The sequence below is a fragment of the Streptomyces sp. CA-142005 genome (genome assembly GCF_050942335.1).
In the GTDB taxonomy this organism is placed as follows: Bacteria; Actinomycetota; Actinomycetes; order Streptomycetales; family Streptomycetaceae; genus Streptomyces.
Genome location: NZ_CP192078.1, coordinates 8273404 through 8293096, shown reverse-complemented (window position 1 = coordinate 8293096; position 19693 = coordinate 8273404). Strand labels below are relative to the sequence as shown.

General features: G+C 70.2%; 12 protein-coding genes. 5 read left to right on the top strand and 7 right to left on the bottom strand.

What is annotated here, in order from left to right:
- Positions 1–65: 65 nt before the first annotated feature.
- Both ACQPXS_RS38265 and ACQPXS_RS38260 read right to left on the bottom strand, forming a co-directional pair.
- The gene (locus ACQPXS_RS38265; protein WP_433454018.1) at positions 66–1247 is read right to left on the bottom strand and encodes an ROK family protein; all 1182 of its coding nucleotides are present in this window, start codon (positions 1245–1247) and stop codon (positions 66–68) included.
- Positions 1248–1480: 233 nt separating this feature from the next.
- Entirely contained in the window at positions 1481–3307 is a 1827-nt protein-coding gene (locus ACQPXS_RS38260) for an OmpL47-type beta-barrel domain-containing protein (RefSeq protein WP_433454017.1), read from the bottom strand.
- A gap of 774 nt (positions 3308–4081) precedes the next feature.
- On the opposite strand from ACQPXS_RS38260, the gene ACQPXS_RS38255 reads away from it, so the two are divergent.
- From ACQPXS_RS38255 to ACQPXS_RS38245, 3 genes are all read left to right on the top strand, one after another.
- Positions 4082–5050: a multicopper oxidase domain-containing protein gene (locus ACQPXS_RS38255; RefSeq protein ID WP_433454016.1), complete on the top strand. Its 969-nt coding sequence runs from the start codon at positions 4082–4084 to the stop codon at positions 5048–5050.
- A 349-nt stretch (positions 5051–5399) separates the two neighbouring features.
- Entirely contained in the window at positions 5400–9392 is a 3993-nt protein-coding gene (locus ACQPXS_RS38250) for a ThuA domain-containing protein (protein WP_433454015.1), read from the top strand.
- A 263-nt stretch (positions 9393–9655) separates the two neighbouring features.
- Positions 9656–9889: a helix-turn-helix domain-containing protein gene (locus ACQPXS_RS38245; RefSeq protein WP_351807834.1), complete on the top strand. Its 234-nt coding sequence runs from the start codon at positions 9656–9658 to the stop codon at positions 9887–9889.
- Between the two features lie 92 nt (positions 9890–9981).
- Here the strand turns inward: ACQPXS_RS38245 and ACQPXS_RS38240 are convergent, their stop codons facing one another.
- A complete protein-coding gene (locus ACQPXS_RS38240) occupies positions 9982–10974 on the bottom strand; it encodes a TIM barrel protein (RefSeq protein WP_433454014.1) in 993 nt (330 codons plus the stop codon).
- Between the two features lie 586 nt (positions 10975–11560).
- Between ACQPXS_RS38240 and ACQPXS_RS38235 the strand changes: the two genes are divergently transcribed.
- Both ACQPXS_RS38235 and ACQPXS_RS38230 read left to right on the top strand, forming a co-directional pair.
- Entirely contained in the window at positions 11561–14038 is a 2478-nt protein-coding gene (locus tag ACQPXS_RS38235; RefSeq protein ID WP_433454013.1) for a PQQ-dependent sugar dehydrogenase, read from the top strand.
- 303 nt (positions 14039–14341) lie between these two features.
- The gene (locus ACQPXS_RS38230) at positions 14342–15340 is read left to right on the top strand and encodes a hypothetical protein (RefSeq protein ID WP_433454012.1); all 999 of its coding nucleotides are present in this window, start codon (positions 14342–14344) and stop codon (positions 15338–15340) included.
- An 87-nt stretch (positions 15341–15427) separates the two neighbouring features.
- Here the strand turns inward: ACQPXS_RS38230 and ACQPXS_RS38225 are convergent, their stop codons facing one another.
- The 4 genes from ACQPXS_RS38225 to ACQPXS_RS38210 all read right to left on the bottom strand — a co-directional run bounded on the left by ACQPXS_RS38225 (position 15428) and on the right by ACQPXS_RS38210 (position 19480).
- Positions 15428–16297, bottom strand: coding sequence for a GNAT family N-acetyltransferase (locus tag ACQPXS_RS38225; RefSeq protein ID WP_433454011.1), 870 nt, complete (start codon positions 16295–16297; stop codon positions 15428–15430).
- Between the two features lie 29 nt (positions 16298–16326).
- On the bottom strand, positions 16327–17148 hold the full coding sequence (locus ACQPXS_RS38220) for an esterase/lipase family protein (protein ID WP_433454010.1): 822 nt from the start codon (positions 17146–17148) through the stop codon (positions 16327–16329).
- Positions 17149–17448: 300 nt separating this feature from the next.
- On the bottom strand, positions 17449–18222 hold the full coding sequence (locus tag ACQPXS_RS38215) for a thioesterase II family protein (protein ID WP_433454009.1): 774 nt from the start codon (positions 18220–18222) through the stop codon (positions 17449–17451).
- Between the two features lie 25 nt (positions 18223–18247).
- A complete protein-coding gene (locus ACQPXS_RS38210; protein WP_433454008.1) occupies positions 18248–19480 on the bottom strand; it encodes a cytochrome P450 in 1233 nt (410 codons plus the stop codon).
- Between the last annotated feature and the right edge of the window lie 213 nt (positions 19481–19693).

Sequence of the window (19693 nt, the reverse complement as noted above, 5' to 3'; positions counted from 1 at the left end):
GCAACGGACGCGGGGACCGCGTCCGTTCGCGGGGAACGGATTCCTTCCGGCCGCGCGCGGGCGCGTCAGACCGGTGAGAAGATGTGGTCGCTGATCAGCCGGGTGGCGCCGACGACGCCGGCGGCCTGACCGAGCTCGCCGAGAACGATCGGCAGGTTGCCTGTCGCGAGCGGCAGGGACTGCCGGTAGACCTGGGTGCGGATGCTGGCCAGGAGGGTGTGCCCCAGCCCGGTGAGCCCTCCCCCGATGACCACCAGGCCCGGGTTGAAGAAGCTGACCAGACCCGCGATGACCTGGCCGATGCGGCTCCCGCCCGTGCGGATCAGTTCGAGGGCGGCGGCGTCCCCGGCGCCGGCGGCCGCCGACACGTCCTCGGGGGTCAGCCGCCCGGTCGCCTCCAGCCGTCCGGCCAGCTCCACCGAGCGGCCCGACTCGGCGAGCGCGGTCGCGTCGCGCGCCAGGGCGTTGCCGCCGAAGTACGCCTCCAGGCAACCGATGTTGCCGCAGGCGCACGGCGGCCCGTCCGGGTCCACCTGGATGTGTCCGATGTCGCCGGCGCTGCCGGTGACACCGCGGTGGACCTCGCCGCGCACCACGATGCCGCAGCCGATGCCGGTCCCGATCTTGACCCACAGGAAGTCACGTACGGACCGGGCGACACCGGCCTGCTGCTCGCCCAGCGCCATCAGGTTCACGTCGTTGTCGACGAGGACGGAGCAGCCGAGCTCCTGGCTCAGCGCCTCGCGGACGGGGAAGCCGTCCCAGCCGGGCATGATCGGCGGTGCGACGGGGACGCCCTCGGGGAACCGGACGGGTCCCGGCACGCCGATCCCGGCGCCGTCGAAGTGTTCGGCCAGTCCGGCCTCGCGCAGCTTGGCGGCCAGGGCGAGCACCCGCTCGAACACGGCCACCGGACCGTCGCGCACGTCCAGCGGCTCGGCCAGGTGGCCGAGGACCTCCAACTCCGCGTTGGTGACCGCGACATCCACCGACGTGGCGCCGATGTCCACGCCGAGGAACCGCAGGGAGGGCGCGATCCGGACGTTGTGCGAGCGGCGACCGCCGCGGGAAGCGGCGAGGCCGTCCTGGACGACGAGGCCCGTCTCCAGCAGCCGGTCGATCTCCACCGCGAGCTTGGAGCGTGACAGCTCGACCCGGTCACCCAGGGCGACCCGGGACTGCGGACCGAGGTCGCGCAGCAGGCGGAGCAGCCCGGCCTGATGGACATTGGCCGGTCGAGCCGTCATACGCCTCACGCCGCCCCTCCCGTCGTCGCCGAAGTCGTGCACACGCCCGGCACTTTGGGGCGCGACTTTCAAAAAAACCGTAGCACCGTCGTGCTGAACACGAAAGAACTTGTGCAGCATTCCGATGCACTTTCATCTTGCAGTGGACAAAGGTTGGTTGAAGCCGGGCAGACCCGATGGGATGCCGGCCGGTCGGCCGGTGTCACCCCATCAAGTCCGTCGCGGCCGTCGGCTCACGGTTCCGTGCGCGTGGTGTGCGGCTTGCCGACGTCGGAACGGCCGGCGGCCTTCTTGATGTCGCCCGCCTCCCGCTGGTCGACGACGCCTTCGTGCCGGAGATCCGCGACGAGCTTCTCGACGTACGACACGAACACGCCGTGACCGGCCCAGGCCCGGTGGTCCTCGATCAGCTCGTTGATCGTGCAGCCGTTGGTCGTGACGCGGTTCGGGATGCCCGTGTTGACCGTGCCGACGTACACCGTCGAACGGTCGTCCGTCTCAGGGCAGTCGGTGGGCGGCTTGCTGTCGACGATGGTCAGCGTCAGCGACTTGGCCGTGGACGTGTTGCCGGCCTTGTCGGTGGCCCGGTACAGGAAGGTGTGGCTGCCCGCCCTGTTCACCGCCACCGGCGCGGAGTACGGCAGGTAGGGGCCGCCGTCCAGGGAGTACTCGGTCGCGGCCACGCCCGACTCCGCGTCCGAGGCCGTCACCGTGATCGTCGCGCTGCCGACGTAGTTCCCGGAGGCGTCCTTCGTGCCCGAGACGGAGGCCGACACCTGCGGCGGAGTGGTGTCCTGCGGCGGAGCGGGCACCACCGTGAACGACACGGACTGCTCAGCGGACGTGTTGCCCGCCTTGTCCGTCGCCCGGTACGCCACCGTGTGCTGACCCACACCGCTCACCTGCACCGGCGCGCTGTAGTCCTTGTAGGCGCCATTGTCGAGCGAGTACTCGATCTTCGCCACACCCGACTCCGCGTCCGAAGCCGTCACGGTCACCGTCGCACCGGAGACGTAGTTACCGGAGGCGTCCTTCGTCCCCGACACCGTCGCCGACGTCTCCGGCGCCGTCGTGTCCTCGGGCGGAGCGGCCACCACCGTGAACGACACCGACTTCACCGCCGACGTGTTACCCGCCTTGTCCGTCGCCCGGTACGCCACCGTGTGCTGACCCACACCGCTCACCTGCACCGGCGCGCTGTAATCCGCGTAAGCCCCGCCGTCCAGCGAGTACTCGACCTTCGCGACACCCGACCCCGCGTCCGAAGCCGACACCGTCACCGTCGCACTGCCCACGTAGTTCCCGGAGGCGTCCTTCGTACCCGATACCGTCGCCGACGTCTCCGGCGCCGTCGTGTCCTCGGGCGGAGCGGCCACCACCGTGAACGACACCGACTTCACCGCGGACGTGTTACCCGCCTTGTCCGTCGCCCGGTACGCCACCGTGTGCTGACCCACACCGCTCACCTGCACCGGCGCGCTGTAGTCCGCGTAAGCGCCGTTGTCGAGCGAGTACTCGATCTTGGCCACGCCCGACTCCGCGTCCGAAGCCGAGACCGTCACCGTCGCACTGCCCACGTAGTTACCGGAGGCGTCCTTCGTACCCGAGACGGACGCCGACGTGTCCGGGGCGGTGGTGTCGTTCCCTGGGGCCGCGGTGACGGTCAGTTCGCCCGACATCATGTGACCCGGCATCGCGCAGTAGTAGTGGTAGACACCGGGGGTCAGGGTGACCTCCGCCGTGTGGCGGCCTCCACTGGAGTCGGACGGGCTCGCCTGGATGTTGAGGCTGACGTCGGTGTTGTAGTCGGGGTTGGAGGTGTCGAACGTCAGCGTGTGCGGCATCCCGGTGGTGTTCCCGGTGGCCGCGCTGTTCTCGAACACGATCGTCGCCGGGCCGGCCACCGCGGTGGTGGGGGCGGACGTATAGCCCATGTAGCCGTCGCCGGCCGTCCAGGTGAGCACCTGGGCCGGTGCCGCGGCGGCGTCCCGGCTCATCGCCGCGTACGCGGCCGGCGCGGCCAGCGAGAACGCCGTGAGCACCAGGGCCACGAGCGCCACCAACGCCGGGTGGGGGCTGAACCGGCCCCGTCGCGCGGATCTGGAGGGGGGCGGATCCGTCTGGGCATGGAGCAGTCTTCTGAACACCGCTGCACCTTTCGCGAATCGCTTGTTGCGGTACCGCGCACGGATCGGCGGTCCCGCCGGGTGGTCGGCCGGCCGCCGGGACGACCGTGTCGTGGCCCGTCCGGCCGGGTGCCGCGCGGAGCTCGGTCCCAGGCGGCGACGGCGCACGGTCCGTCACCTGACCGGCACCCTGAACTCGACGGCACGGTGAGTCGGTTGCGGGTGATCACCGGGGCGTGACGACGGCGGCCGGCCGCGGTCACGCGTACGGGCGAGCGGCGTTCGCTCCGCCCCGTGCCGGAGCGGCGCTGCCGCGGGCCCGTTGCGCGGGGTCACCCAGCTCTCTCGGATTGCGCCAATGCTGGGAAGCTAACCGTCTTTTGACGGCCCGCCAAGGTCTATGACCGCAACCCGACCAACTTTGACCTGAGTCTGGAAAAACTGGTGAAGCACCGTTACGGTGAGGCCGTTCCGAGCCGCAGTTCGCCTCGCGGTGCCGAGCCGGTCTCGGCCGTACCGCCGCACCCGCCGTCCGGTCGGCACCGGATCGGCGCCACCCACCGACGACTCATCTGCGGGCCCCGCGGGGCCCAACGCCCGGCGCACCACCGCGAACCGCCGTGCCTGGACGCGGTGTTGCCCGGGACGGCGCACCTCACGACGACAAAACGCCTGCAGGCACCGACGCCTGTCGCGGATTGGAGAGCGATGACCGACTCAGGCGCAGGCACGAGACGCCTCTTGTCCCGCCGAGCGTTCGCCACCTCGGCTGTGGCGGCGGCCGTCGCCCCCGCGGTGCTCGGCGGCACCGCCGCCGCCGCGCCCTCGGACAAGCCCGCCGCGGACGACAAGGGCGGCGAGGTCCGCAACCTGACGCTGTACATGGAGAAGCTGCCGAACGGGGAGATGGGCTACGGCCTCCACCCCGGTCAGGCGACGATTCCGGGCCCGCTCATCGAGCTGACCGAGGGCGACACCATGAACATCGAGGTGGTCAACAACCTCGACGTCGCCGCCAGCCTGCACGTGCACGGCCTGGACTACGACGTCGCGAGCGACGGCACCAAGATGAACGACAGCGTCGTCCAGCCGGGCGACCGGCGCACCTACGTCTGGCGCACCCACGCCCCGGGCAGACGCCACGACGGCACGTGGGAGGCGGGAAGCGCCGGTTACTGGCACTACCACGACCACAACGTGGGTACCGAGCACGGCACTGGCGGGATCAAGAAGGGGCTGTACGGCCCCGTGGTGGTGCGGCGCAAGGGCGATGTGCTGCCCGACAAGCAGTTCACGGTCGTCTTCAACGACATGACGATCAACAACAGGGTCGCTCCCGCCACCCCCACCTTCAAGGCGGTCCGCGGCGAGCGGGTGGAGTTCGTCGTGATCACCCACGGCGACTTCTTCCACACCTTCCACGTGCACGGCCACCGCTGGGTGGACAACCGCACCGGGATCCTGGACGGTCCGCAGGACGTCAGCCGGGTCATCGACACCAAGACGACCGGCCCCGCGGACTCCTTCGGGTTCCAGGTGATCGCCGGTGAACGCGTCGGCGCGGGCGCCTGGATGTACCACTGCCACGTCCAGAGCCACTCGGACATGGGGATGTCCGGCGTGTTCCTGGTGACCGAGGCCGACGGCACGGTCCCCGGCGGCGGCATGCCCATGTAGCCCGGGCGCCCCGTGCCCGTCCCGTCCTCCGCCTCCGAACCCACGCCCGTCCGACCTGACCGGACGGTCCGACGGGCGTGTACCACCCTGCCGCCGGTCGGTCGGCCCCGGATCGTGCGGTCCCGTGGCGTCCGCGACCTCACCGGCTCCGGCGCCCCGGCCGTCTCCGGATGTCCCGACGGCCGATCCGAATCCGTCTCGCCCGGCACCCGCCGTGCGAGGCCCGTGCGGCAGCCCGGCTCCACCACCTGACCACTCTTCCGTTGTCGGATCGAGTCAAGGAGCAACAATGGGCCGAAGAGACCGGTTCACCCTGTCCCGACGAAGCGGGGCACCACCGTCGCCGTCCGTGCGGGATCCCCGCCGGGCACCGGCCTGGCGCCGCGCGGTCGTCCTGCTGTCCGGCTCGGCGCTGGCACTGGGACTGGCCGCGCTGCCGGCCGTGCAGGCACAGGCGCAGACGCCGTCCGCGGCCAACCAGGACCAGGACGCCGGGGCCGAAGCCTCGGTGAACGTCCTGGTCTTCCACGGGCCGGCCGACCAGCAGGACGACCCCGTCACGACCGCCGTCTCGACGATCAAGGAACTGGGGCAGAAGAACGGCTTCTCCGTGGACGAGTCGGACGATCCGTCCGACTTCACCCCCGACCGCCTCGCCCACTACCGGGGCGTGGTCTTCCTGTCGGCCAAGGGCGTGTCCCTCACCTCCGACGAGGAGTCCGCGTTCCAGGCCTACGTCAAGGGCGGCGGCGGCTTCGTCGGCGTCCACGACGCGGCGCGCGCGGACGCCGGCTCCGACTGGTTCACCGGCCTGATCGGCACGCGCCCGGCCGCCAGCCTGCCCGCCTCCGAGAAGGTCTCGGACGTCACGGCGAGCGACGACAACCCGCCGAACGAGACGAAGGCCAAGCTGTTCGACGGCAGCAACACCACCAAGTGGCTGGCGCACCAGAACACCGCGTGGGTCACGGCGAAGATGGACCATCCGGTCGCGGTGGCCCAGTACGCGCTGACGTCGGCCAACGACTACCCGGGCCGGGACCCCAAGGACTGGTCGCTCCAGGGGTCGCAGGACGGGAACGACTGGAAGACGCTGGACACCCAGTCCGGGCAGAGCTTCCCGGACCGTTTCCAGACCAAGCAGTACAAGTTCTCCAACACCACGGCCTACCAGTACTACCGGCTGAACATCACCGCCAACTCCGGTGAGCCGCTGACCCAGCTGGCCGAGCTGCGGCTGTTCGGCGCCGACCCGGCGCCCGCGCCGGAGACCAAGGTGCAGCAGGCGGTCGTGGACGTGATCGACCGTCAGCACCCGGCGAACAAGGGCCTGCCGCTGAAGTGGACCCGGTCCGACCAGTGGATGAACTGGGACCCGAACCCGAACGGCAAGGTGCAGACGGTCGCCCAGGTCGAGGAGAACTCCTACGACGCCGGACCGGCGGGCAACGGCCCCTTCCACCCGGTCTCCTGGTGCCGGGACTACGACGGCGGCCGGTCCTTCTACACCGGCATGGGCCGCACCGAGGACAGCTACACCTCGGACGCCAAGTTCCAGAGTCATCTGCTCGGCGCCATCGAGTGGACGACCGGCATGGTGCGCGGCGACTGCCAGGCGACCATCGCGTCGAACTACTCGGTCGAACGGCTCACGGGCAAGAACCAGCAGGGCCAACTCGACCAGATCGGTGAGCCGCACGGTCTGACGATCGCCCCCGACGGCAAGGTCTTCTACATCGGCAAGGCGGCCTGCCCGAGCGGTCCGATCCCGGACTGGAACGACCCGAAGGTGGGCCTGGGCTGCGGCACGATCCACCAGTGGGACCCCAAGACCAAGCAGGTCAAGCTGCTCACCACGCTCGACGTGATGGGCAACCGCGGCAGCGGCGACGAGCTGGTCAAGAACGAGGAGGGTCTGGTCGGCATCACGCTCGACCCCGAGTTCGAGCAGAACGGCTGGATCTACATCTACTGGATGCCGCACGAGTCGGTCGACCGGGACAAGCAGACGGGCCAGCGCACCATCTCGCGCCTGACCTACGACTTCAAGAACCAGTCGATCGACAAGAGCACCCGCAAGGACCTGCTGCACTGGACCGCGCAGATCCACAGCTGCTGCCACACCGGTGGGGGCATGACCTTCGACAACGATGGCAACCTCTACGTCGGCGTCGGTGACGACAACTCCTCCCAGGGAGCCGGGGCCGGCTACTCCGGGAACAACTGGACCAAGGACTACAAGGGCCTGTCCTTCCAGGACGCCCGCCGTACGGCCGGCAACACCAACGACCTCAACGGCAAGATCCTGCGGATCCACCCCGAGCCCGACGGCACGTACACGATCCCCAAGGGCAATCTCTTCACCGGCAACGAGGAGGGCGGGGGCAAGACCCGTCCGGAGATCTACGTCATGGGCGTCCGCAACATCGCGCGGATCGCCTGGGACAAGACCCACAACTGGCTGACCGCGGCCTGGGTCGGCCCCGACGCTCCGACGCCCGACCCGGAGCTCGGCCCGGCCAAGTACGAGACCGCGACCGTCATCACCTCGGCGGGCAACCAGGGCTGGCCGTACTGCATGGGCAACAAGCAGCCCTACCGCGACCGCAGCAACACCGACGCGAGCGTGCTGACCGGCTGGTACGACTGCGACCACCCGAAGAACACCTCGCCCCGCAACACCGGACTGGTGGACCTCCCGCCGATCCGCAGCAACATGATCTGGTACTCGCCGCAGGGCGGCGGCGTGGTCTACCCGAAGCGCGGCGACGGCAGCGGGCTGCCCACGTACGTGCAGAGCGACGAGAAGTACACCGAGCCCTACCTCAAGGGCGGCGGCCAGGCCATCATGGACGGCCCGACCTACCACCGCTCGGAGGCGGACACGAGCAGTGGTGTCGCCTGGCCCTCGTACTGGGACGACAAGTGGTTCATCGGTGACGAGTCCAACGCCAACAACCGTGTCGCGGTCACCGTCACCCCGGACAACGTCAAGGACCAGTCCCAGCCGGCCTTCGGCGAGGACCTGCGCCAGATCCTCCCCGGCGGCACCGGCGACAGCAAGGTGCAGAGCTGGATGGACGCCAAGTTCGGCCCGGACGGCGCGCTCTACCTGCTCGACTACGCCGGCGGCTTCTTCAGCCTGGACCCGAACCAGAAGCTGGTCCGCGTCACCTACCACGGTGGCCCGGCCACGCCGAACCCGAGCGACGCCTCGGGTCGCGCCGTCGCGCAGAGCAAGCCGCGGACGATCCAGTTCTCGGCCGCGAAGGCGGGCGGCGTCTCCTGGGAGTGGGACTTCGGCGACGGCAGCCAGCCGTCGCACGAGGCCAACCCCACGCACACCTACGCCTCCTACGGCACCTACCACGCCACCTTGAAGGTGACCTACGCGGACGGTGAGCACGCCACCGGGAAGATCGACGTGACGGCGGGCTGCACGGCGCCCGACGCCCGTTCCACGGTCTGGCTGCTCGACACCGACACCGGTGTGGCCAACCACAAGGCCGGCGGCGGATGCACCATCAACGACCTGATCGACGACGAGGGCACCTGGCCGAGCCACGGCGCGTTCGTCAGCAACCTCAACGACCTGGTCGACCAGTTCCGCAAGGACGGTGTCATCGACAACCACGAGGCGGCGACGCTCAGCAAGGAGGGTGCCCAGTCGGCCATCGGCAAGACTCCCGGGTACAAGCCCCTCTTCGACGGATCGGCGGCCAGCCTCGCCGGCTGGAGCCAGGCGGGCGCGGGCGGGTTCTCGCTCCTGCCGGACGGCACCATGCGCAGCTCCGGCGGCATGGGCATGCTCTGGTACAGCAAGCAGCAGTTCGGGGACTACTCGATCCGGCTGCAGTTCCGGGATGCCGCTCCCGACGGCCACCGGGCCAACAGCGGTGTGTTCGTCAGGTTCCCCGATCCGCGGACGCCGCTGGACCAGCGGCCCGAGGGCTGCAGCACGACGGGGGCAGCCCGCACCGCTCCGGAGTGGGTGGCGATCTACTGCGGCAACGAGATCCAGATCTACGACGGCGACACCGGTGAGCCCCAGAAGACCGGCTCGGTGTACAACTTCGATCCACTCGACCTGGACCATGCGAAGGTCACCCCGAAGGGCCAGTGGAACGACTACGAGATCCGCGTCGTCGGGCAGCACTACACGATCATCCGCAACGGCGTGGTGATCAACGAGTTCGACAACACGCCCGGCAAGTCGTCGTCGCGTGCGGGCGATCCGCCCACGGACCTGCGTCAGTTCGTCCGCGGCTACGTGGGACTGCAGAACCACAGTGACAACGACCTGATCGAGTTCCGCAACATCCGGGTGCGGGACCTGACGTAAGGAGCGGCGGTCCATGCCGGGCTCGGGGCGCGGCCCCGGGCCCGGCTCTGGCGCGAACCGAGGTGAAACCTTTCATGTAGACCACATCAGTGCGGCTGCGCACCCTCTTGATTGTGCGCATGTGATCAGTTACCCAAGCTACTTGAAACGTGAAAGCGATTGACGACCCCGCGGTCGATCACGGGTTCTGGCCGCCGATCCGGGCGGCGGCCTTCCCCGCGTTCCCTGCCGGCCGCACTCGGCGAAGGAGGACGAAAGTGTCCATGCTCAGCTACGAGACGGACCGGCGGCCCCAGCCCGACAACCCTTGTCTGCGCAGCGACGAGGTGCATCTGCTGTCGCTGCTGGCGACCGGCCTGCCGGTCGAGTCCGTCGCCCGGCGACTCCACGTCTGCCCCCGCACCGTGCGACGACGTTACCGAGGCGTGTGCGACAAGATAGGCGTCAGCAGCGTCATCGAGGCCGTCGCCTGGGCCGCGCGACGCGGACTGATCTGAACCCGCCCCCGAGACCCTGAACTCCCGCACCACACGCGTCCGCGCCCTGCCGAGCCTTCTGGGCTGCGGCAGGGCGTGGAACCGACGGTGGGTCAGGAGAGCAGGTCCGCGAGCGCGGTGTAACTGCGCTGGGCGGCGCCGAACGAGCCGGGCGGGTTGGGCTTGGTGTCGGGGGCGGTGTCCTGCTCCCAGATGCCGTGGTGGTTGCCGAACGGACCGATCGCGTGGATGAAGCGCTGGTAGGGCATGTCACCGGCGCCGAATTCGGTCATGTCGTACCCGTCACCGGCGTTGGGGTCGGACTTGCCGTCCTTCATGTGGAACAGCGTGTAGCGGTAGGGGTGGTTGCGCACATACGCGGCGGGGTCGAAGCCGGGGTAGCGGAACTGGCCGACGAAGGCCCAGTACACGTCCATCTCCAGGTACACGTGGGCCGGGTCGGTGTTCTGCAGGAACACGTCGTACAGGCGCACCGCCGGCTGGTCGGTGGCGAAGGCGAACTCGGCCCAGTGGTTGTGCTGGTAGAGCTTGAGGCCGCGTGCCGACGCGGCCGCGCCCCAGCGGTTGAAGTCCTCCGCGGCCGCCTGGTACCCGGCGACCGTGGGGGTGTCCGAGGGGGCGTTCGGGGTCCCGATGTTCGGCATGCCGAGGATCTCGGCGTTGTCGAGCTCCTGCTGCAGGTTGCCGCGGAAGCTGCCGATGCCGATGTGGCTGCCGATGGCCCGCAGGCCGTTGTCGTCGAGCAGTGTGCGGATCTCCTGGAGGGTGATCTGCCGGCCGAGGATGGAGGGGTCCTGGGTGTAGCCGGCGAACTCGACCTCCTTGAAGCCCATCCGCGACAGTTCCTCGAAGACGACGCGGAAGCCGAGTTGGTAGACCTTGTCGCGGACGCTGTAGAGCTGGATGCCGATGGCGTTCTTGGGGATGCTCAGGCTGGCGCCGTGGGGCGGGGCGTCCGGGGCGGGCGTCTGGGCGGCGGCGGGGACCGCGCCGGCGAGGGTTGCCGCGCCGATGGCCACGGTGCCTGCGGCTGCCGCACGCAGGAAGCCTCTGCGGTCGAAGTCATGGGCGAACTGACCCATCATCACTCCTTCGTTGTGAAGCACTTGGCCGCGGTGGGCGGCGGCGAGGCGCCGTCAGGAGGCGCCGCCTCGCCCGGTGTCCGGGCGGCGTGGTGGTACGGGGCGTTCATCGGCCTGAACCAGGCGGACAGGCGGTCGGCGGAACTGGTGGCGGGGCGACCGGAGTCGCCCCCGGTGCGCGAGGGCGGTGCGGCCTGCCGAGGACGCAACTCCCCACGGCTCGCGCGTTGGCAGCAGGAGCGCCTAGACGAATCCCTGGAGGACGATGAACGCCTGAAGCCGTCGATAGTTGAGCACAGACCTGCGTTACTTTTCACCAGATGAGCAAAAGATGTGTCCACTTCAGGGCGCAAAACGCTGCTACTGGGCAGTACCTCCTTGACGGGCCATGGTCGTGGAGCCACGCTCATGACGCTTCCCCAGGGGGCCGCGAACCCCTCCGAGCCCCCTCTCTTCCTCCCACGGCCACCCGCCCGCTCCACCGATCGAACGGCCGGCGCCGGCCCGGGCATCCGAACCCGGCCGGTCCCGCGCGACATGACCGCTCACGCCATGTCTCCCGCAGCGCCCCAAGAGAGGTAGGCAGTACGTGCGTAAACCAGCAAGCCGGCTACTCACCGCCGCGTTGAGCACCATGCTCGGCGTGGGGGTCGCGGTGGCCGGAGCGACGACGTCCGCGCATGCGCGCGCCCAGGCACCGGACAGAACGGCCGCGGCCGCCTCCGCCGCCGCGACGTCCGACTTCCAACAGGTCACCCTGGCCAAGGGACCGGACCAGGTGGGCGAGCCGATGGGGCTCGCGGTGCTCCCCGACGGCAGCGCACTGCACAGCTCCCGTGACGGCACCGTCTACTACACGACCCTCGACGGCCTCACCGAGGTGGCGGCGAAGCTCTCGGTGTACACCCATGACGAGGACGGGTTGCAGACCCTCGCGATCGACCCGCACTTCGCCAAGAACCACTGGGTCTACGCGTATTACGCGCCGAAGCTCGACACCCCCATGACCGACGCCCCGGAGAACGGGACGGCCGCCGACTTCGCGCCGTACAAGGGCTACAACCAGCTGTCCCGGTTCACGTTCACCGACGGCAAGCTGGACCTGTCCAGCGAGAAGAAGATCATGCGGGTCGACACCGACCGCGGGCAGTGCTGCCACGTCGCGGGCGACATGCACTTCGACGGCGACGGCAACCTCCTGCTGAGCACCGGCGACGACTCCAACCCGTTCGAATCCGACGGCTACGCGCCCATCGACCGGCGACCGGACCGCAACCCCGTCTTCGACAACGAGCGCTCCACGGCCAACACCAACGACCTGCGGGGCAAGCTGCTGCGGATCAAGGTGCACGACAACGGCACCTACACGGTCCCGGATGGCAACCTGTTCCCGAAGGGCACGCCCAAGACCCGTCCCGAGATCTACGCGATGGGCTTCCGCAACCCCTTCCGGTTCAACGTCGACAAGAAGACCGGCGTGATCTACCTGGCCGACTACGGCCCGGACGCCAGCAGTGCGAACCCCAAGCGCGGTCCGGAGAACACGGTCGAGTACAACCGGATCACCAAGCCCGGCTTCTTCGGATGGCCGTACTGCATAGGCAACAACACGCCGTACGTCCAGTACGACTTCGCGACCGGGGAGTCCGGGCAGCCCTTCGACTGCGCCCACCCGGTGAACGACGCTCCCCTGAACACCGGTCTGAAGGACCTGCCCCCGGCCCAGCCGGCCTGGATCTGGAACCACTACGCGGGCAACCCGCTGTTCCCGCAACTCGGCGGGGAGGGCGCGCCGATGGGCGGCCCCGTGTACCACTACGACTCCGCGCTGAAGTCGCAGGTCAAGTTCCCCGAGAGCTATGACGGGAAGTTCTTCGCCTACGAGTTCGGTGCCCACTGGATCAAGCCGATCGCATCCGACGGCAGCGGCAAGATCCAGTCGATCGACACGCTGACCAACGGCAACGACTGGGCCCACCTGGTCGAGCCCATCGACACCGAGTTCGGCCCGGACGGCTCGCTGTACGTGCTCGACTACGGCAGCGCGTGGTTCGGCGGCTCCCTGGACGCCGGGCTCTACAAGATCGAGTACGCGCCGGGCAACAAGGCGCCGACCGCGGCGATCACGACGGACACCACGTCGGGCAAGAACCCGCTGACGGTCAAGTTCGACGGGACGGGCTCGACCGACCCCGAGAACGACACACTCACCTACGCGTGGGACTTCGACAACGACGGCAAGACCGACTCCACGAGCGCCACGCCGTCGTTCACCTACACCGCGAACGGGCAGTACCACGCCAAACTCACGGTCAGCGACCCGAGCGGCAGGACGGGCGTCGCCGCCGTCCTGGTCACGGTGGGCAACTCCGCGCCGGTACTGAAGTTCTCCGAGCCGCCGAACGGGCTGACGTTCAAGGACGGGGACCAGGTCGCGTGGAAGATCGACGCGACCGACCCGGACGGCACCCCGGTGGACTGCTCCAAGGTCCAGGTCGGCTACTCGCTCGGCCATGACATGCACTCCCACAACCTCTCGCAGGCCACGGGGTGCAGCGGTACGTTCTCCATGACCACGGCGGGCCACACGGACTCCGACGACTTCTACGCCATCCTGTCCGCGAGCTACACCGACACCTCCCCGACCGCCGGGGTCCCCGACCTCACCGGCACGACGCAGATCGTCCTGCAGCCCAAGGGCAGGCAGGCGGAGTTCTACCGCACGCAGTCCGGCGTGCAGACGAGCTCCGTCGCCGGCGCCCAGGGAGGCAAGGCGGTCACGTCGATCGACAACGGTGACTGGATCGAGTTCGACCCGTACGACCTCCAGGATGTGAGCAAGATCGACTTCCGGGCCGCGTCGAGCGGTGCGGGCGGCACCATCGAGGTCCGCACCGACGCCCCCGACGGCCCGCTGGCCGGCACGGCGACGGTGGGCGACACCTCCGGCGCCTTCACGACGGTCAGCGCGCCGGTGACCGACCCGGGCGGGACGCACAAGCTGTACTTCGCCTTCAAGGGCGGCAGCGGCGACCTGTTCAGCCTGGACTCCTTCACGATGAGCTGACCCGCACGACGAGCTGACACGGCACCAGCCGTCCCTGCCCCGCCGAGCCGTCACCGACGGCCCGGCGGGGCGGTCCGTTTGCACGGGAGCCGGGCAACCCGGACGGCGAGCCACCGGCCCTTCGCAGGAGCCCGCCACTCGTTCGGCGGATACCACGGATGGCGCTCGTATGCGGCTCAACGGGGTACGGGGTAGCGGGAATGGCGGGCGGGAAGATGCGGGGGTGACTGTTTCGGGGCACGGTGGGTGCGGGGTGGGGCCGGGTTCCGGCTATTTCTTCCCGAAGCATCCGAAGGAATCGTGATGTCCGTAGCCACAGATCTGCTCGTTCCGGCGCTGCGCGAGGTCCGTGAGGCCAAGTCGGCGCTCGCCGACCGCTTCAGGGCCCACCTCGCCGCCACGCCACCCGGTGAACACCGGGATGTCCTGGAACGCCGCATGGGCGACGCCCGCGGCCACGTCTACCGCATCGACGAACGCCTGGGAACGCTGCAGCCCCGCGGGCTGGTGCACAGCGTCCTCGTCGGCGCCTGGCAACTCACCGGGCAGGCGGCCCGGCTGCCCATCGACATGGCCGTATCCGTCCCGGGCGTCGTGTTCCGGAACCGGCGGATGGCCACGGAGTACCAGCTGCTGAAGAACGCCGAGGACGAGTACGCGGTCACCGCGCTGGCGCTGGCCCTGTGCCGGGCCGCCGAGCGCATCGCCCAGGAGGCCGAGGACGCCGTCAGCGCGGAACTGCTCGGCTCCATCCGCCGGGACGACGAGGAGGCGCTGGAGGAGTTCGCCGAAGCCCTCGAACAGCATGCCGAGAACGCGGTGGCGGCGTCCGCCGGGACCACCGACGGCCCGAGCGTCGGCGGCGCGGCGCAGGCGGTCCGCGAGTGGAGCAGCTGGTTGCGGGAGACGGCCGAACGCATGCCGGGCGCGGAGCGGCTCCAGGCCGCACCCCGGGGAGCCCTCATCAACGAGGAGGAGCTGCCGATCCCCGACTACCGACGCCTCAGCACCAAGACGATCAACGACCGGCTGCCGCAGCTGCCGCAGACGGACCTGGCCGTCATCGGCGCCTACGAGCGGTGTCACGCGCGCCGCCCGGCCGTCCTGAGGCGGGTGGCCGAACTGCTCGGACCGGTGCCCTGGCCCGGCTACGACAGCATGACGGCGGACGAGATCCTCAAACGGCTGGGGGACGCCGAACCCGGTCACTGCCGCCGGGTGCTGGACTACGAGCGCCGCCATCAGGCGCGTACCACCATCCTCCGCGCCGCGGAGCGGGCCGCCGAACGCGTCCCCGCCTGACCCCTCCGGCTGCGGCGGGCGAACCGGCGCCGGGCCCCGGCCGGCCGTGCGGTCGTGCCGCCGCATCCCCGCGGCCGGCCGCGGGGCTCATGGATGTCGCCACAGGTAGGTCCACAGCTCGTCGACGAGGGTGAAGCCGAAGGAGTCGAAGAGCCGGGAAGCGGCCTTGTTCTCCGTGGTGCGGGGCGGAAAGTCGTCGATGACGAGCGCGGCCTCGACGGCACCCTGCTCGGCCAGCAGGGCGAGAGCCTGTCCCAGCAGCTTGCGGCCCAGGCCCCTGCCCCGGTGGGTACGGCGGGTCTCGATCCAGTACACGGTCGCGATGCGGTCCGGTCCGACGCTCACCACGGCCTCCGCGACCGGCTCGGCCCCGTCACGGACGATCAGCCGATGCCCCGGGGGAAAGTCGCAGGGAAAGACGTCGGCGACCAGCTTCGCCGGTGACGGCTCGCCCGAGAGCGGGCAGTGCAGGTAGGCGCCCTGGCGGCGGCCCGTGAAACCGGCTTCGATCAGCGCCTCGTGGGTGGCGGCGCGGCGGATGCGCGGCAGTCCGCCCGGCCCCAGGGGACCCGGTGGAGCGCCGACGAACGCCTCGATCTGCCGGCACCAGGCGAGCTCGGCACATGCGTGGCCGAGGAGGGCACGCAGGGTGGGCGGATCCTCCCGGGCGTACAGCCAGCAGATCACGCCGCTGTGGACGTCGGCCCACGACAGGAACGCGACAACGCCAAGGGGACGGTCCGCGGCGTCGGCCAGCACGCTGATCCGCGGCCGGGCCGGCACGGACCAGCCGTCCAGGGCCGGCGCGCCACGCCTGGCCGCGGCCAGCTGCTGCGGCGCACAGGGCTGCTGACCCGGCAGGCGGTCGGCATCGATCAGCCCGCGCACTCCCGCTTCGTCCTGGGGGCGATACGGGCGTACGGTCGCGCTGCTGCAGGAACTGGGCGAAAAAGCCATGCTTGGCTCCGCGCAGGTGTTCTTACCGGCTAAGTCCCAGCGTCCTCCGTTTTGCCCCGGCTGTCACGGCCGGGCCGGGCCACGGCGAAGCCGGTCTGCCCGACCGCCGTCAGCAGTGCCCGCACCTCGTCGATGACCGGCTGGTGAAGAGGAAGCGTCAGGTGGCCCACGCCCGGCACGAGCACGTTGCGGGCCTTCAGGTCGGGGTGATCGATACGGCCCCTGGCCGCGGGCACGACGGCCTCGTCCAGGTCGCTGTAGAAGGCCACGAACCGGCTCCGGCAGCCCGCGGCCGGCGCGGCGAGTTCGGTCAGCACCTCGCTGCCGGGCCGCAGCTGGCGCAGGAGCGGATGCGGCGGGGCCAGCAGGGCCGTGGCGGTCCCCCCGTGCGGTGTCGCCAGGGTGATCACGAGGGGTACGTGTGCGTGCCCGCCGAGGCGCTGCACGTAGTAGCGGGCGACCAGCCCGCCCAGGCTGTACCCGATCAGGACCACCGGCTGCCCGGCACACCGGCCGACCGTCAGCTCCACCTGTTCACCGAGCACCCTGGCTGCCGCGCGGATGTCCGGACTCAGCCCGTTGTACGTCACGGGCACGAACGGGCCGGCCCCGCAGCCGCCCAGTCCACGTTGCAGGGACGAGACGACCCATTCCCGGTCGGCCAGGCCGTGCACCAGCAGGACCGGGACCCCCGACTCGGCCTGTGCCGGTTCACCGTCGACCGTGGACCGCGAGGGCTGGGCGTGTCCGAGCAACCCGGTCAGCTGCCCCACGCCCTCCACCGCGAGGTCGAAGGGGAGCCGGGCCAGCCGTACGGCCGCCCTGCCGGCCTCGGCGCCGACGCCACGCACTGGCGAGAGCCCAGGCACCGACAACTGCGTCCTGAAGGGAGTACCCGTGGCGGCTCACCTGCCCTTCCATCCCCCTGTTCACCTGACGTTAACACTCCATGTCCCGGCCCGATTCCCCACCGGAAGTCCCGGAACAGCACAGCGAGGGCCACCACCATGAGGCCGAGACCATTGACCTGCGGAAACGTCCCCCTGAGCCTCTTTTGAGGCCGTGCGGACCGGTCACCCTCGCCTGCTGTCTCCGCCCGTTCCCGGCCGCTGTCCGCCATGTGGCCGACAGCGGCCGGGAACCATGCCCTCTCACAGCGGGACGCGGCCGGTTCCCGCGAGTTTGCCCGCCAGCAGCTCGGTCAGCGTCGGCCACTGGTCGACCAGGTAGAAGTGCCCGCCCGGCAGCACATGCAGGTCGAAGTCACCGGCCGTGACCTCTCCCCACTTCCCGGCGTCGTCGACCGGGGTGCGCGGGTCGCTGTCGCCGACGACGGCCGTCACCGGGACCGCCAGCCTGCGTGACGGACGGTAACGGTAGGTTTCCAGCGCCTGGTAGTCGGCCCGCAGCGGGGGCAGGATCATGGCCCGCACGTCCGGGTCGTCCAGCATCGAGGCGCCGGTGCCGTCCAGGGCACGCACCTCGCGCAGCAGACCCTGCTCGTCACGCAGGTGAACGTTCTCCGTCGTGGGGCTGCTGGGCGAACGCCGGCCGGAGACGAACAGCCGGTCGGCCTGGAGCGCCGCCCGCTCCCGCAGCTGCAGGGCCACCTCGAACGCCAGCAGAGCGCCCATGCTGTGACCGAACAAGGACACCGGGCGGCAGTCGTCGCCGGCGAGCACGGCCTCCACGACGCAGCGCGCCAATTCCTGAAGATCCGTCAGGAACGGCTCCCGGTGGCGGTCCTGGCGCCCCGGGTACTGCACCACGCTCACCTCTGCGGCGCCGGTGCCGGCCACCGCGCGGGAGAACGGGAAGTAGTAGCTCGCCGACCCGCCCGCGTGCGGACAGCAGATCAGCCGTGGCACCGGGGCGTCGACCGGGTGGTACCGCCGAAGCCACACGGCGGGGTCGGGTGATGACATCGGGTCCCCTTCCGGAACGCGGACTTCAGGCCAGGACCAGCTGGAGCTCTTCGTAGCCGTTCAGCCCGATGGCGTCCCGTCGCACCGGCGTGCCCACCACCTCGATGCTGCTGAAGCGCTCGAGGAAGGCCGGGAACAGCACCGCGGCCTCCAGGCGGGCCAGATTGCCGCCCATGCAGAAGTGCGGACCGGCGCTGAAGGCCAGGTTGGCGCCCTCGCTGCGGGTGAGGTCCAGCCTGCCCGGATCGGTGAACTGCCGCGGGTCGCGGTTGGCCGCGGCCAGCAGCGCGACGACCAGGCTGCCCGCCGGGACCGTCTGGTCGCCGAGCGGCGTGTCCTCCTTCATCACCCGGCTGGCGGCGGTGATCGGCGTGTTGAAGCGCAGCAGCTCCTCGACCGCCGTCTGCGTGACGGAGGAGTCCCGGCGCCACAGCTCCAGCTGGTCCGGGTGCTCCAGGAGGGAGATCAGACCCGCGCTGATCAGCGAGGTGGTCGTCTCGAAGCCGGCGACGAACAGGAACGTCGCCAGCGACATCGTCTCCTCCGGCGACAGGCGCGCGTTGTCGCCCTCCCGCACGAGGGTCGACAGCAGGTCCTCGCGCGGGCTCTTGCGGCGGGCGTCGAGGATGCCCTCGAAGTACTCGCGCAGCTCGACCGCCGCCTCGTCGGCGCGCTCCAGGTCATCCTCCGAGTAGTAGCCGCCCGCCCACACCCGGGACCAGTTGTTGGCCACGTGGTAGAAGTGCATGCCGTCCTCGTCCGGCACGCCCAGCATCTCGCTGATCACGGCCACCGGGAACGGACTGGCCAGGGCCTTGATCAGATCCACGGGAGCGCCACCGGCCGACTGCTCGACGATGTCGTCCAGGTGACGGCGCATCAGCCGCTCGATGCTGGGACCCAGCGCGCGCACCGCGGCCGGGGTGAACACCCGGCCGGCCAGGCCGCGCACCCGGGTGTGGTCCGGCGGGTCCAGGGTGATCAGCGCGTTCAGGTACATGCGCAGCGCCTCGTGCTCCGCCCAGTCGGTCCGCATGGTGCTCGCGGCGCGCGGCCCGTTGCGGGTGGTGTTGGCGCGCAGGATCGCCGAGGCCTCGGCGTAACCGGTCACGGCCCACAGACCGAGGGAGGGGCTCCGATAGACGCGGTTGGTGTCCATCAGCACGTCGTAGAGGGGGAACGGGTTCGCCGGCTGCGGTGGACTGAACAGCTCGATCACCGCGTCGTCCGGCGTCACGGTGTTCAGCTCGGTCGTCATCGTGGATCTCCCATGGCGTCTCGGCGCGATGGAGCAGGCGCGCGTCGGGGGCGGGTCTGCGCGGTTCCGCGCGGGCGAGGCCCACGCTAGGGCGGGCGTGCCGAGCCGAAACACCCCTACCCTCCCCTGAGTCGGGGCCACTCCCCGTGCCGGGGGAACGGCCCCGTCCCACGGACGGGGTCACGGGGATGCCGGCCGGTCGGGAACCGCACG